The sequence below is a fragment of the uncultured Luteimonas sp. genome (assembly GCF_947492465.1).
In the GTDB taxonomy this organism is placed as follows: domain Bacteria; phylum Pseudomonadota; class Gammaproteobacteria; order Xanthomonadales; family Xanthomonadaceae; genus Luteimonas.
Map to the genome: position 1 here is coordinate 764,410 of NZ_CANLNF010000001.1, position 12,850 is coordinate 777,259.

General features: G+C 71.2%; 12 protein-coding genes. 5 read left to right on the forward strand and 7 right to left on the reverse strand.

All coding sequences use genetic code 11. The features are described 5' to 3' along the window. Positions 1–14: 14 nt before the first annotated feature. Positions 15–1,433 carry a protein kinase gene (locus Q0863_RS03440; RefSeq protein ID WP_298575052.1) on the reverse strand — a complete coding sequence of 473 codons (1,419 nt, stop codon included), beginning with the start codon at positions 1,431–1,433 and terminating at the stop codon, positions 15–17. Position 1,434: 1 nt separating this feature from the next. Then, complete coding sequence (locus Q0863_RS03445; RefSeq protein ID WP_298575054.1) at positions 1,435–2,175, reverse strand: metallophosphoesterase; 741 nt, start codon at positions 2,173–2,175, stop codon at positions 1,435–1,437. Positions 2,176–2,459: 284 nt separating this feature from the next. Between Q0863_RS03445 and Q0863_RS03450 the strand changes: the two genes are divergently transcribed. After that, positions 2,460–3,416, forward strand: coding sequence for an aldo/keto reductase (locus Q0863_RS03450; RefSeq protein WP_298575056.1), 957 nt, complete (start codon positions 2,460–2,462; stop codon positions 3,414–3,416). A 27-nt stretch (positions 3,417–3,443) separates the two neighbouring features. Here Q0863_RS03450 and Q0863_RS03455 read toward each other — a convergent pair whose 3' ends face one another. Then, on the reverse strand, positions 3,444–3,740 hold the full coding sequence (locus Q0863_RS03455) for a hypothetical protein (protein WP_298575057.1): 297 nt from the start codon (positions 3,738–3,740) through the stop codon (positions 3,444–3,446). A 77-nt stretch (positions 3,741–3,817) separates the two neighbouring features. Next, on the reverse strand, positions 3,818–4,747 hold the full coding sequence (locus Q0863_RS03460) for a peptidylprolyl isomerase (protein WP_298575059.1): 930 nt from the start codon (positions 4,745–4,747) through the stop codon (positions 3,818–3,820). 117 nt (positions 4,748–4,864) lie between these two features. Between Q0863_RS03460 and Q0863_RS03465 the strand changes: the two genes are divergently transcribed. From Q0863_RS03465 to Q0863_RS03475, 3 genes are all read left to right on the forward strand, one after another. Then, positions 4,865–5,242, forward strand: a complete 378-nt coding sequence (locus Q0863_RS03465) for a PadR family transcriptional regulator (RefSeq protein WP_298575061.1) — start codon at positions 4,865–4,867, stop codon at positions 5,240–5,242. Next, entirely contained in the window at positions 5,239–6,177 is a 939-nt protein-coding gene (locus Q0863_RS03470; RefSeq protein ID WP_298575063.1) for a sensor domain-containing protein, read from the forward strand. Before Q0863_RS03465 ends, Q0863_RS03470 begins: the two co-directional genes overlap by 4 nt. 83 nt (positions 6,178–6,260) lie before the next feature. Then, positions 6,261–8,528: a CocE/NonD family hydrolase gene (locus Q0863_RS03475; RefSeq protein ID WP_298575065.1), complete on the forward strand. Its 2,268-nt coding sequence runs from the start codon at positions 6,261–6,263 to the stop codon at positions 8,526–8,528. Between the two features lie 23 nt (positions 8,529–8,551). Here the strand turns inward: Q0863_RS03475 and phaZ are convergent, their stop codons facing one another. Further along, positions 8,552–9,880, reverse strand: a complete 1,329-nt coding sequence (gene phaZ, locus Q0863_RS03480; RefSeq protein WP_298575067.1) for a polyhydroxyalkanoate depolymerase — start codon at positions 9,878–9,880, stop codon at positions 8,552–8,554. A gap of 99 nt (positions 9,881–9,979) precedes the next feature. Next, on the reverse strand, positions 9,980–10,582 hold the full coding sequence (locus tag Q0863_RS03485) for a class I SAM-dependent methyltransferase (RefSeq protein WP_298575069.1): 603 nt from the start codon (positions 10,580–10,582) through the stop codon (positions 9,980–9,982). Positions 10,583–10,663: 81 nt separating this feature from the next. On the opposite strand from Q0863_RS03485, the gene Q0863_RS03490 reads away from it, so the two are divergent. After that, positions 10,664–11,116 (forward strand): CopD family protein, encoded by a 453-nt coding sequence (locus tag Q0863_RS03490; protein ID WP_298575071.1) that lies wholly within the window; start codon positions 10,664–10,666, stop codon positions 11,114–11,116. 22 nt (positions 11,117–11,138) lie between these two features. Here the strand turns inward: Q0863_RS03490 and Q0863_RS03495 are convergent, their stop codons facing one another. Then, complete coding sequence (locus tag Q0863_RS03495; RefSeq protein WP_298575074.1) at positions 11,139–12,749, reverse strand: GGDEF domain-containing protein; 1,611 nt, start codon at positions 12,747–12,749, stop codon at positions 11,139–11,141. Positions 12,750–12,850 lie beyond the last annotated feature (101 nt).

Sequence of the window (12,850 nt, forward strand, 5' to 3'; positions counted from 1 at the left end):
GCGCGGGCGCGGCCTCAGGCCTGCGCCGCCGTCCGGGCGCCGCGCACCACGGTGACCGTGCAGTCGGCTTCGGCGACCACGCGCGCCGACACGCTGCCCAGGATCCGGCGCATGCCGGTGACGCCACGCGCGCCCATCAGCACGTGGTCGATGCCGTTGTCGCGCGAGAAACCCACCAGCGCCTCGGCCACGTCGGTCGATTCGAGCACGTGGAAGGTGATGCGGTGGTCTGGCAGCTGCAGCGCCCGTGCCCAGTGGCGCATCGCCACCAGGCGCTTGACGTGGCGGTTGCGGCCGGCCCCGTCGAGGTTGCTGTCCATGCCCACGCGGGCGGTGCGCATCACCGTCACGCAGGCCAGGCGCGCGCCCGGCGAGGTCTGCACGATGCGCTGCACCAGGTCGTTGAGCGAGGCGTCAAGCTCGCGGTCCTGCTGGCGCGTGTCGAGGGCGACCATCACCAGTGGCGCATCGCGCGCCGTGGCCGCGCTGCGCTGTGCGACCGTCGCCGGGTCGCGGCCCAGCGCGTGGAACCAGCGCCGGGCCACCTGCAGTCGACCGTCGCGCCGCGCGCGCCCGGCGCGCTGGGTCAGCGGCACCTGTTCGGGATGGGCCAGGTCGAAGGCCAACTGCGCGGCGCTGGGATGGCGGGCGTCCGGATCGACCTCCAGGCAGCGCAGCACGATTTCCTGGAACCAGCGCGGGATGTCGGGCTGCAGCGCCCGTGGCGGCGCCGGCGCCTGGTAGAGCCGTCTCCGCAGGCCGCGCTGGCTGGTGGGGTTGCCGAAAGGCCGCTGGCCGGTGGCAAGGTGGTAGAGCGCCACGCCCAGCGCGAACAGGTCGCTGCGCGGATCGTCGCGCACGCCCAGCACCTGTTCGGGCGAGATGTAGGGCGCGGTCCCGAGCGGGATCTGGAACTGCTCGGCCAGCAGGTCGGGCAGCTGCGCGTGGTGCGACAGGCCGAAGTCGATCAGCACGATGCGCTCTGCGCCGGTCTGCGCGTCCGCGTGCAGCATCAGGTTGCTGGGCTTGATGTCCAGGTGCACGACGTGCTGCCGGTGCAGGTCCTCGAGCGCGCTCGCCGCCAGGACGCCGAGCGCGGCCACCCGGTCCACGGGCAGCGGGGCGTCGTCGAGCAGCACGCGCAGGGTTTCGCCCGGCACGTGTTCCATCACCAGCCAGGGCTGGTCGCCGTCGTCGCCGCTGGCGACATGGCGTGGGACGTGCGGTCCTGCGAGGGTCGGCATCAGCATCCGCTCGACCTCGAAGCCGACCAGCTTGGCCACGTTCTCGCCATAGCCCAGGTGCGGCAGCTTCATCAGCAGCGCGAACCCCTGCTGCGGATGCGACACCCGCCACAGGGTGGCCATGCCGCCTTCGTGCAGCGGCGCGAGCAGGGTGTAGCCACCGATCACCTTGCCGGGCTGCGGTTTCATCTCATGTCCCTGCCAGCAGCCGCGTGGCAAAGGCGTGCGGCAGGCCCGCCTCGACGATCTTCGCCGCGGCACGTTCGTGGTCGTAGGGCACGCGCAGGAAGGTCAGGCTGCCGTCGCCGGTATCGTGGATGGCGCAGGCGGCCGCCGGATCGCCGTCGCGCGGCTGCCCGCAGGCCCCGGGGATCGCCAGCCAGCGGCGCGTGCCCGGCAGCGGCACCGGGCGGCCCGCGACCGGCTGGAAATGGCCGGCCGGGCCGGGCTGCGCGTAGTACAGCGCGGGGCGATGCTCGTGGCCGCAGAACGTCAGGCGCTGGGCGGTCGCCTCCAGGCTGCGCGTGGCCATGGCGCGGCTGGACACGTAGCCCCATTCCGCCGGCGCCCAGGCATTGGCGTGCACGTACAGGCGATCGTCCTCCTGCACCTGCAGCGGCAGGCTGGCGAGGAAGGCGAGCTGGCCGGGGTCGAGCTGGCGCCGGGTCCAGGCAATGGCTTCGCGGGCCTCGGGCACCATGCCGTCCGACGGCGCGCGGGCGGCGGCCTGGTCGTGGTTCCCGAGCACGGCGACCGCGCCGCCGGCGACATGCTCGCGCACGGTGTCGACCACCCAGGCCGGATCGGCCCCGTAGCCGACGCAGTCGCCGAGGAACACGTAGCGGCTGCAGCCCGCGCGGCCGAGCGCGGCCAGGCAGGCCTCGGTCGCCTCGCGGTTGGCATGCAGGTCGGCGAGCAGGGCGATGCGCATGCGGTGGTGGTCCTCCGCGCATCATGCTAGTGGCTGCCGTCCACAGGCGATATGCGTCCAAAGGGGCAGGGAGCCGGACCGGCTGCGGCAGCGCGCGCGCGGGAGCGGCGCGGGAACCGCGACCGGCGCGCGGGTTTGAACGATCCCCGGTGAGGCGTCAGACTCGGGCCACCTGTCCCGCCCGGTCTGCACGACGCGGCATGGGTTGCGCCCGCGTCCACTGCGTCGCGGCAGGCGACGCGGGCGCGACGGAAGCACGGCACACCCATCCGAGGAGTCCGCCCATGGCCACGCGCCGCGATTGCCTGAAGATCTCCCTTGCCGCCGCGATCGCGGCGGCGTTTCCGCACGGACGCCTGCTGGCCGCCGACGACGGGCCGTTGCTGACGCGCGCCATCCCCTCGACCGGAGAACCGCTGCCGCTGGTCGGCCTGGGCAGTTCGGCGACGTTCTCGCAGGTCGCGCGCGGCGAGGACAGCGACGCGCTGCGCGACGTGCTGCAGGCGCTGGTGGAAGGTGGCGGCACGGTGTTCGATACCGCGCCTTCCTATGGCGCCTCGGAAGAGGTCGCCGGCGAGCTCGCCCGCGCGCTGGGCATCACCGATCGCCTCTTCTGGGCCACCAAGCTCAACGTCGCCGGACGCGGGGACGACGCCAAGGCCGATCCCGCGCAGGCGCGCGAACAGATCGAAACCTCGTTCGCGCGCCTGGGCAAGGCGCGGCTGGACCTGGTGCAGGTGCACAACCTGGCCGACATCCCCACCCACCTGGCGGTCCTGCGCGAACTCAAGGCCGCGGGCCGGGTGCGCTACGTGGGCGTGACCTCGACCAGCAAGCCCGCCTATCCGCGCCTGCTCGAGGTGATGCGCAACGAGGAGATCGATTTCATCGGCGTCGACTACGCCGTCGACAACCGCGACGTGGAAGACACCATCCTGCCGCTGGCGCAGGCGCGCAGGATCGGCGTGCTGGTCTACCTGCCGTTCGGCCGCACCCGGCTGTGGAGCCGGATCGGCGAGCGGCCGCTGCCGGAGTGGGCGGCGGAATTCGACGCGCGTTCCTGGGCGCAGTTCATGCTCAAGTACGTCGCCGCACACCCGGCGGTGACCTGCGTGACCCCGGCCACCAGCAAGGCGCGGCACATGGTCGACAACCTCGGTGCGGCGCGCGGGCGCCTGCCGGACGCGGCGCAGCGCCAGCGCATGGCGGAGTTCATCGACGCGTTGCCGGCGGCCGGCTGACGGCGCCCGCCGGAGGTTGGCCCCGCGCTATTCCTGTTCGTCCGTCTCGATCTCGACGAAGGCGTCCAGGTCGAAGGCGAGCGTCTCGATCGCGTCGCGGACCTTGCGCGCGGTGGCCGGATTGGGGATCTCCACCTCCACCTCGTGCGTTTCGGCGCCGCGCGTATCGTGCAGGCCGGCCGAGCTGGAGTCCGGGTCGTCCATGTGCGGCATCAGGTCGGCCACTTCCTCGACGTGCTCGATCCCCTCCAGGCTCTGCAGCAGGTTCATGATCGCGCGGACGTTGTCTTCGGAGCTGACGATGCGGAGGCGGAGCTGGGCCATCGTGACTTCTCGGGCGGTGGGGGCGAGGGCAGACTAGGCAGGCCCCGGCCAACGCCGCGTGAGGATGCCGCGCCGCTTCAGTGCCCGCCTTCGTCGGGCGTGCGCACCGGGATCGCGATATTGCACAGGTCGATGTGGCCGGCAGGGCGGTGGTAGAAGTCGTCGGTGCGGTTGCGGCGCGACTCGACCAGGGCATCGAAGGTGGGCGTGTCGGTGCGCAGCACCTCGATGCGTTCGCGCCGCGCCTCCGGCAGCTCCGAGGCCAGCGTGATCGCGGCGATCGGCGTGCGCTGCGCCGGATCCTCGTGGAAACCCATCGGCGGCGGGCCGCGGCGGATCGCAGAGAGCAGTTCCATGCCGCGGATCACGCGACCGACCACGGTGATGTTGCGATCGAGCTGGCGCGGCGACTGGCCGGTGACCACGTAGAGTTCGGCACCGATGCTGCTGTCGGGCGCGTTGTTGCGGCCGGCGCCGAGCGCGCCGTAGCAATGCGCCATCCACGCCTGCCCGTCGCTGCCTTCGCGCGCCGCCGGGAAACCTTCGGCGAAGCCGACCTGCGGCGCCCAGCCATCGGGGTCGGGCAGGACATGGAAGTCGAGGCCGCGCGCGCTGCGTTCGAACTCGGCCGGCAGCGCGGTCTTCGCGCTGCCCAGCGGCCTGGCCTTGGCCGGATCGTCGGCGTCGGCGTCGCCGAACTGCACCACGAAGTTGTCGTGCGAGCGGTAGATGCTGGTCCCGTTCCAGAAGCCCTCGGCCGCCAGCGTGCGGATGTTCGCCACGTGGGCGGGCGCGAACGCGGGCGCCAGTTCGATCACCACCCGGCCGGCCTCGAGGTCCATGTACAGCGTGTCCTCCGGGGCCGGGATGCGCCAGTCCGACGGCTGCGAGGCATCGAGGATCTGCTGGGTGGTGAGCGGCCTGGCCGCGCCTTCGGGTTCGGCGGCCACCAGCGGGAGTGCCAGGGCGACGGCAAGGAGTGCGAAAGCGGGGCGGATGCGATGCATGCGCGAATGTCCGGATGGCGATGCAACCGATTGTGGCCGATTCGCGCCCGGCGGGACTAATGGCACATCCGCTATAGCGAACTTCGCAATAGCATTCTCCCATGGGCGGAGAGCGCGATGGGCAACGGTGACGACCAGGGCGAGGTGCAGCTGCGCAAGTTCCAGAAGGAACTGAGCGCCGGCACCGTATCGCTCGCCCTGCTGGCGGTGCTGGCCTCGTCGGGCGAGCCGATGTACGGCTACCAGATCGCCAAGACGCTGGAACGCTTCGGCGAGGGCGTGCTCAGCGGCAAGCAGAGCGCGCTCTATCCGGTACTGCGCAACCTGCAGGCCGCGAACCTGCTGGACAGCTTCGTCGAGCCATCCGACGCCGGCCCGCCCCGGCGCTACTACCGCATCACCGGCGCAGGGCGAAAGGCCCTGCACGACTGGGCCGCCGCGTGGCGCGCGACCCGGGATTCCGTCGACGCCGTCCTGGAGGGACACCGCGAATGAACAGCGAACGCCTGCCGACCACCATTCCCGAATACCTCGAACAGCTGCGGCGTTCGCTGGCGGGCGCGGATCCAGCGCTGGTCCAGGACGCGCTCTACGACGCGGAGGAATACCTGCGTTCGGAGCTGGCCGAAAACCCCGGCCGCAGCGAGGCCGAAGTCATCGCCGCCGTGGCCTCGAGCTATGGCGCGCCCGACGAGGTCGCCGACATCTACCGCGACACCGAGGTCAAGGTGCAGACCGCGCTGCGCGCGCCGCCGCCGCGGCCGCGCCAGTCGGCCCTTGGCCGGTTCTTCGGGGTATTCGCCGATCCGCGCGCCTACGCCTCGCTGTTCTACATGGTGCTGTCGCTGGCGACCGGCATCTTCTACTTCACCTGGGTGGTCACCGGCTTCTCGCTCTCGGTGGGCCTGTCGATCACCATCGTCGGCATCCCGTTGCTGATCCTGTTCTTCGGCTCGGTGCGCGTGCTCTCGCTGGTTGAGGGCCGGATCGTGGAAGTGATGCTGGGCGAACGCATGCCGCGCCGGCCGCTGTACACCATGCGCGGTCGCAGCCTCTGGCAGCGCATCGGCGACATGTTCACCGACCCGCGAACCTGGACCACGCTGCTGTACTTCGTGCTCATGCTGCCGCTGGGAACCTTCTATTTCACCGTGGTGGTGACCCTGCTGGCGCTCTCGCTGGCCTGCATCGCCGCGCCGGTCCTGGTGTGGACCGGCATCGCCGATGCGCACGTCCACATCAGCGGCTGGCAGCTGCTGTCCGTCAGCGGCGACGAAGTCGCCACCTCGCTGCCCGACTGGAGCCTGCCGCTGGCCTTGATTGGCGGAATCGTGCTGCTGTTCGCGACCATGCACATCGCGCGCGGCATCGGCCGGCTGCACGGGCTGTTCGCCAAGCACCTGCTGGTGAAGACGGCACAGCACGCATGAAGCGGCGCCGCGCCGGCGATCCCCGCGTCGGGCAGCGGCCGGACGTGGGCGCAGTGGTGGTACCTCGGTGCAGGGAGCAGGTGATGGCAAGACGGTTCCGGGAGAACGCGTGCGCGCTGGCGTTACTGCTGCTGCTCGCGCCGTGGCTGGCATGGGCGTCCGCGCCCGAGTTCCCCTTTGCCGCGGCGCCTTCGGCCGACGACCAGGCGAACGCCAGGGCCATCGCCGTGCTGTCGCGCGACGTACTCGATGCCGTCGGGCGGAGTGCGGCCGAAGTGCCAGCGGCGGGCATGGCGCACCTGCAGATCGCGGCCGGACAGCCGGCCGAGGCGGCCCGGTCGGTCGCGGCGGTCATGCAGGAACTGGCGGCCGCCGGCGACATCGATCGCGCGAGGCGATGGGTGCCGTACCTGCTGTACCTGCGTGCCGCTGGCCAGGACAGGGACTTCGATGCTGCCTTCGCAGGCGTGTTCGCCGTCTATTTCGATGGACTCGACGATCTGGAAGCGCAGCGCACCGCCTACTGGTTCGTGGCCGATGTGGAGGGCGCGCGCGCCAGCCTGCACGCCGCGCTGGCGGCGCTCGAGGGGCGCGACCGCATCGGGCTGGACGATGCTGTGAACCTGGCACGCAGGCAGGCCTTCTTCGCAACCTACCGCGCCGTGGCGAGCCGGGCGCCCGCCCTGGCAGCCGCCGACGAGGCCGGCCGCTATCTGATCGACGAGGAGGCGCTGATCCATACCCCCACGGGTGCGACCCTCTCGGCGGTGGTCGCCCGCAGCCGCAGGGTGCAGGCGCCGCAGCCGACGGCGATGCTGTTCACCATCTACACAGATCCGACCGCCAATCGCGCCAGCGCGGTGGAAGCCGCGGCGCGGGGCTACGCCGGCGTGGTGGTCGATGCGCGCGGCAAGCGCCTGGGGACCGACGCGATCCGGCCCTACGAAACGGAGGCCGACGATGCCGCGGCCGCGGTGGAATGGGTCGCCCGCCAGCCTTGGAGCGACGGGCGCGTCGGCATGTACGGCGGCAGCTATTCGGGCTTCGCGGCCTGGGCCGCGGCCAAGCGCATGCCCAGGGCGCTGAAGACGATCGTGCCGTACGTGGCGGCGATCCCGGGGCTCGGCCTGCCTATGGAGAACAACGTCTTCCTCAGCGCCAATTACGCTTGGCCGTTCTACGTCGCCAATGATCGCCTGCTCGACACGGCGACCTACCACGACAGCGGGCGCTGGCAGCGGCTGCCTGAAGCCTGGTACGCCAGCGGACGGCCGTACCGCGAGATCGACCGGGTCGACGGCACGCCCAATCCATGGCTGCAGCGCTGGCTGTCGCATCCGGCCTATGACGGGTACTGGCAGGCGATGGTGCCTTACGACCAGGACTTCGCACGGATCGACATTCCGGTCCTCAGCATCACCGGCTACTACGACGACGGGCAGATCTCGGCGCTCCAGTATTTCAAGGAACATCTGCGCCACCGGCCCGACGCGCAGCATTATCTGGTGATCGGCCCTTACGACCATTTCGGCGCGCAGGCGACGTTCAAGCCGAGGTCGCTGCGCGGTTACGACCTGGATCCATCCGCGCAGTTCGACACGCGCGAGTTGACGTTCCAGTGGCTCGACCACGTGCTGCGCGGCGGCGACCGGCCCGCGCTGCTGCGCGACCGGGTCAACTACCATCTGATGGGCGCGGATGCGTGGGGGCATGCACCCTCGCTCGCGGACGCGGCCGAACCGGTCGCGTTCCACCTGACCGACGCGCCCGCGGGCAGGTTCCGGCTGCTGTCACAGACGCCCGCCTCACGGGCGGGCTGGCTGGACAGGCGCGTCGATCTCGCCGACCGCTCGAACGGACACGGTGCCTATTACCCCGATCCGATCGTGCTCGACCGGGTCGATGTCGGCGGCGGCTACGCCTTTGCCAGTGCGCCCTTCCGGGAGCCGACCTCGGTGGTCGGCAGCTTCTCCGGCGCGCTGAAGGTGCGCAGCAACAAGCGCGATTTCGATTTCAGCGTGGTGCTCTACGAGCTGCGGCCGGACGGCAGCGCGATGCAGCTGTCGTATTACGTCGGGCGCGCCAGCCACGCCCGCGACATGACCCGGCGCGAGCTGCTGGTGCCGGGCCAGTGGACGACGCTGCCGTTCGAACGCACCCGGATGACGGGTCGTCGCATGCCGGCAGGCAGCCGCTTGCTGGTGGTGGTGGACGTCCTCAAGGACGCCCACCACCAGGTCAACATGGGCACGGGCAAGGACGTGAGCGATGAATCCGCTGCGGACGCCGGCGAACCGCTGGTGGTGGACTGGCACACGGACAGCGTGATCCGGGTGCCGCTGCGGGACTGAGTGGCGACGGTGCGCGGGCGCGCTCAGCGCGGGGAGGCAGGCTTCGGGCGGGGTGCGGGCTTGCCGGCGCGGCGTTTGCGCTCGGCCGGTGCACGCTTGCCTTCCTCCGCCACATTCGCGGCGATGAAATCGCGCACCTTCGGATAGACCTGTTCGCGCCAGCGGCGGCCGCTGAAGATGCCGTAGTGGCCAGCGCCGGGCACGGTGTAGTGCTCGCGCCGGTTCTCGGGAACCGCGGTGCACAGATCGTGCGCGGCCCGGGTCTGGCCCAGTCCCGAGATGTCGTCGAGTTCGCCCTCGATCGTCATCAGCGCGGTGCCGCTGATCGCACCGGGATCCACACGCTCGCCGCCGACGTCCCACAGCCCGCGCGGCAGCAGGTGTTCCTGGAACACGATGCGGATGGTGTCGAGGTAGTACTCGGACGGCATGTCCAGCACCGCGTTGTACTCGTCGTAGAAGCGGCGGTGCGAGTCGGCGTCGTCGAGGTCGCCCTTGACCAGGTTCTGGTAGAAGTCCCAGTGCGACATGAAGTGGCGTTCGGGATTCATCGCCATGAAGCCGGTGTGCTGCAGGAAGCCCGGGTACACGTGGCGGCCGGCGCCTGGGTAGTTCTGCGGGACCGGATGGATGACGTTGTTCTCGAACCACCACAGCGGCTTGCGCGTCGCGAGGTTGTTGACCGAGGTCGGCGACTGGCGCGCGTCGATCGGGCCGCCCATCATCACCATCGAGCGCGGCAGTTCCTCGCCGCGCGCGGCCATCAGCGAGATCGCCGCCAGCACCGGCACGGTCGGCTGGCACACGCTCATCACGTGCAGGTCCTTCGCGCCGATGAGGCGGATGAAGTCCTGGATGGTGCGCACGTAGTCGTCGAGCGTGAACGGCCCGGCCTCCTTCGGCACCATGCGCGCGTCGACCCAGTCGGTGATGTAGACCTTGTGGTCGCGCAGCATGGTGCGCACGGTGTCGCGCAACAGCGTGGAGTGATGGCCCGACAGCGGCGCCACGATCAGCACCGGCGGCTGCCCGCGCATTTCCGACAGGTTGCCGGCATCGTCGGTGTAGCGCTTGAAGCGCAGCAGGTTGCAGAAGGGGGTGGCGCGGACGGTCTTCTCGACCACCGGATACACCTCGCCTTCCCACTGCAGCGAGTGGATGTCGAAGGCCGGCTTCTCGTAGTCCTTGCCGATGCGGTGGACCAGCTCGTTGGCCGCGGCCACGCGTTCGGCGCCGGGCATGCCCGACAGCCAGCTGCCCGGCGTGGAGAACGCGCGTGCGTTGGCCTCCGCCCAGTAGGTGAGCGGGGTCATCCAGGAGCGGGTGAGTTCGTGGAACTGGTAGAGGAGCATCGGCGTGGCGGGTAGCGGCTGCTGCGTCGCAGCATAACCGATCGACGGGCGGGCCCCGTCAACGCCGTGCGAGGCCTGGCGGACGCCGCCGCCGGCCGTTCAGGCGCCGACCGGCGCGAGTTCCAGGGCGGCTGCGCTGCCGGCCAGCGCCGGCGAGAGCCAGCAGTGGGAGCCGACCTGGCGCAGCCCCAAGGCGGCAAAGCGACGCCGGTAGAATGCGGCCGGGCGGGCCTGGAACTCCTCCTCGTCGCCCTCGGTCTCGTCCTCGCGGCTGAAGCATTCGAGGAACGCCACGCCGCCGCACAGGTCCGCCAGCCCGGGCAGGCCGCGGTCGAGTTCCTTCAGCGGCAGGTAGTGCATCACGTCGCTGCACACCAGCAGGTCGACCGGCGGGCAGGGCCGCAGCGAACCGAAATCGGCGAAGCGCGCCAGGTGCAGGTTGCGGCGCGCGCCATGGCGCGCGACCGCGTACTCGCTGCTGTCGAAGCCGAGGTAGCGCGCGTTCGGACGCAGCCGCAGCAGCGGCGCGCGCCACGCGCCCTCGCCGCAGCCGATGTCGAGCACGCTGCGCAGCGGACGCTCGAGGTGGTACTCGGCGGTGGCGACCGCGAGCGCGACCTTGCGCGCCAGGCGCTGCGCGCCGCCGATGCCGCGGCGGCGGTACCAGGTGTCGAAATAGCGCTGGTCGTAGCGTTTGGGCATGGCGTCGGGCGGCTGGAAGCGGCGGCTACAATAGCGCGCCTCTTCGCCAGCGTCGCCGCGCGACCTCCGACGGAATCCGACATGCACGCCTACCTGTGGATCAAGTCCGCGCATCTGCTGTTCGTGATGGCCTGGGTGGCGGCCGCGTTCTACCTGCCGCGGATCCTGATCAACCTGGTCGAGGCCGGCGACGAGGCCGCGGTGCGTGCGCGCCTGGTACTGATGGGACGGCGCCTGTACCGGTTCGGCCACGTGATGTTCGGGCTGGCGCTGGTGGCGGGCGTGGTGCTGTGGCTGGGGTACCGGGTGCTTCCCGGCTTTCCGACCATGGTCGGCATCGGCACCGGCTGGCTGCATGCCAAGCTGTTGCTGGTGGCGCTGCTGCTGGCGCACTACATCCTCGGCGGACGCTGGCTCAAGCGCGCCGATGGCGTCCGCGCGCTGCCGACCTCGCGCGCGCTGCGCCTGTTCAACGAGGTGCCGGTGTTCCTGCTGCTGGGCGTGATCTGGCTGGTGCTGGCCAAGCCGTTCTGAGAAGCGCTTGTCCCGCGGGCGGTCAGCTGCCCGCGTGGACCCGATCGCGTCCGGCCTGCTTGGCCTGGTACATCGCGCCATCGGCGCGGCGCAGCAGCGAGGCCGGATCCTCGTCGTCTTCGCGCAGGCTGGCCAGGCCGATGCTCGCGGTCACCTGCAGGCCTTCGATGGCGAGCGAATCGCCGGCTTCGCGCACGCGCCGGCGCATCCGCTCCAGTCGCGGGGTCGCCGTGGCCAGGTCCACGCCCGGCATCACCACCAGGAACTCCTCGCCGCCCATTCGCACCACGTCCTCGCGGCCCCGCATCGAGGCGGCCAGCGCGTCGGCCACCGCCACCAGCACGCGGTCGCCCACGTCGTGGCCGTGCCCGTCGTTGATGCGCTTGAACAGGTCGATGTCGACGAAGCCCACCGTCAGCGGCTCGCGGCTCTCGCGCGAGTGCCCGAACAGCTGCTCCAGTCGCGCCAGCCCGCTGCGCCGGTTGGGCAGGCCGGTCAGCGCGTCGGTGGCGGCCAGCACCCGCATCGCGTCGTGCTGGAGGCGCAGGTGGCTGAAGCGGCGGGTCAGGGCGTAGCCCATCGCGATCAGGAACCAGGTCACCGCCAACTGCAGGATCTCGATGCGGTAGGACACCAGCAGCCGGCTGCCGGACAGTTCCGCGGCAATGATCGCCAGGAACGGGGCGATCGACACCACGCCGAGCACGGCACTGCGGTCGCCGCGGCGCAGGGACAGCAGGGTCACGGCCAGCAGGGCGATGCACGCCAGTCCGAAGCCGGTTTCCAGTCCCAGCATCATCCAGCGCAGCGCGGCCAGCGGCAGCGCCGGCACCAGCAACCCGGCCACGAGCGCGGCGCTCACGGTCCAGGCCACCGCCCGCCGCGGCCGGGGCAGCGCGGCAACGATGCCCGACTGCTTCCAGATGCCATGCACCAGCGCGGCGATCGCGAACGCGGTGAATGCGGTCAGCCACCAGGCTTCGCGGTCGGCCACCGGCAGCCAGGGCACGGGATAGCCGCTCAGGCCGCTGAGGACCGCCTGCCCGGCGACCAGCACCACGCAGACGCCTGCGTGCAGCAGGAAGCCGCGGTCGCGCGTGCCGATGAAGCCCATCAGCGCGGACATCGCCAGCGCCAGCCCGATCGCCATGCACGACACCCGCACCAGCAGCCGCATCGTGTCCATCTGCTGCACCGGGCTGGGCGCGCCCAGGACCACGGTGGGCTGCCAGTTGGGCTGCAGCGGGTCGGCCCAGGCCACGCGGATCGGCTCGGTGCTGCCGGCCGCCGGAACCGCCACCAGGCCCACGCTGGCGCGGAAGCGCGAATCGCGGGTCCGCGCATCGTGCATGCGCCCGCAGACTTCGCGGTCCCCGAGCGCGACCATCACCTCGCCGGCGAACACGTTGAACACGTTGATCGCCTGTGGCGTGCCGGACCAGCCGCCGGGCGGCGCCTCGATCCGGTGCTCGCGCAGGCCTGCGCGCATCGGCGCGGAGCAGGCGCGCATCGGTGCCTGCTCGGCCGACGGCGCGCCGGCCAGCAGGAAGCGCGCGGACGCGGGCGCCTGTCCGGCCTGGGACACCGTGGCCAGGCACGCCAGCAGCACGCCCAGCGCGAGACGCCAGCCCAACCTGCCTAACGAATGCACTGCGGACATCTCGACTCGCGCGTGGCCGGGGCCGTCGCCTGCCTGGCGGACGGTAATCCTCGTGGATGGAAGAGCCGCAACCG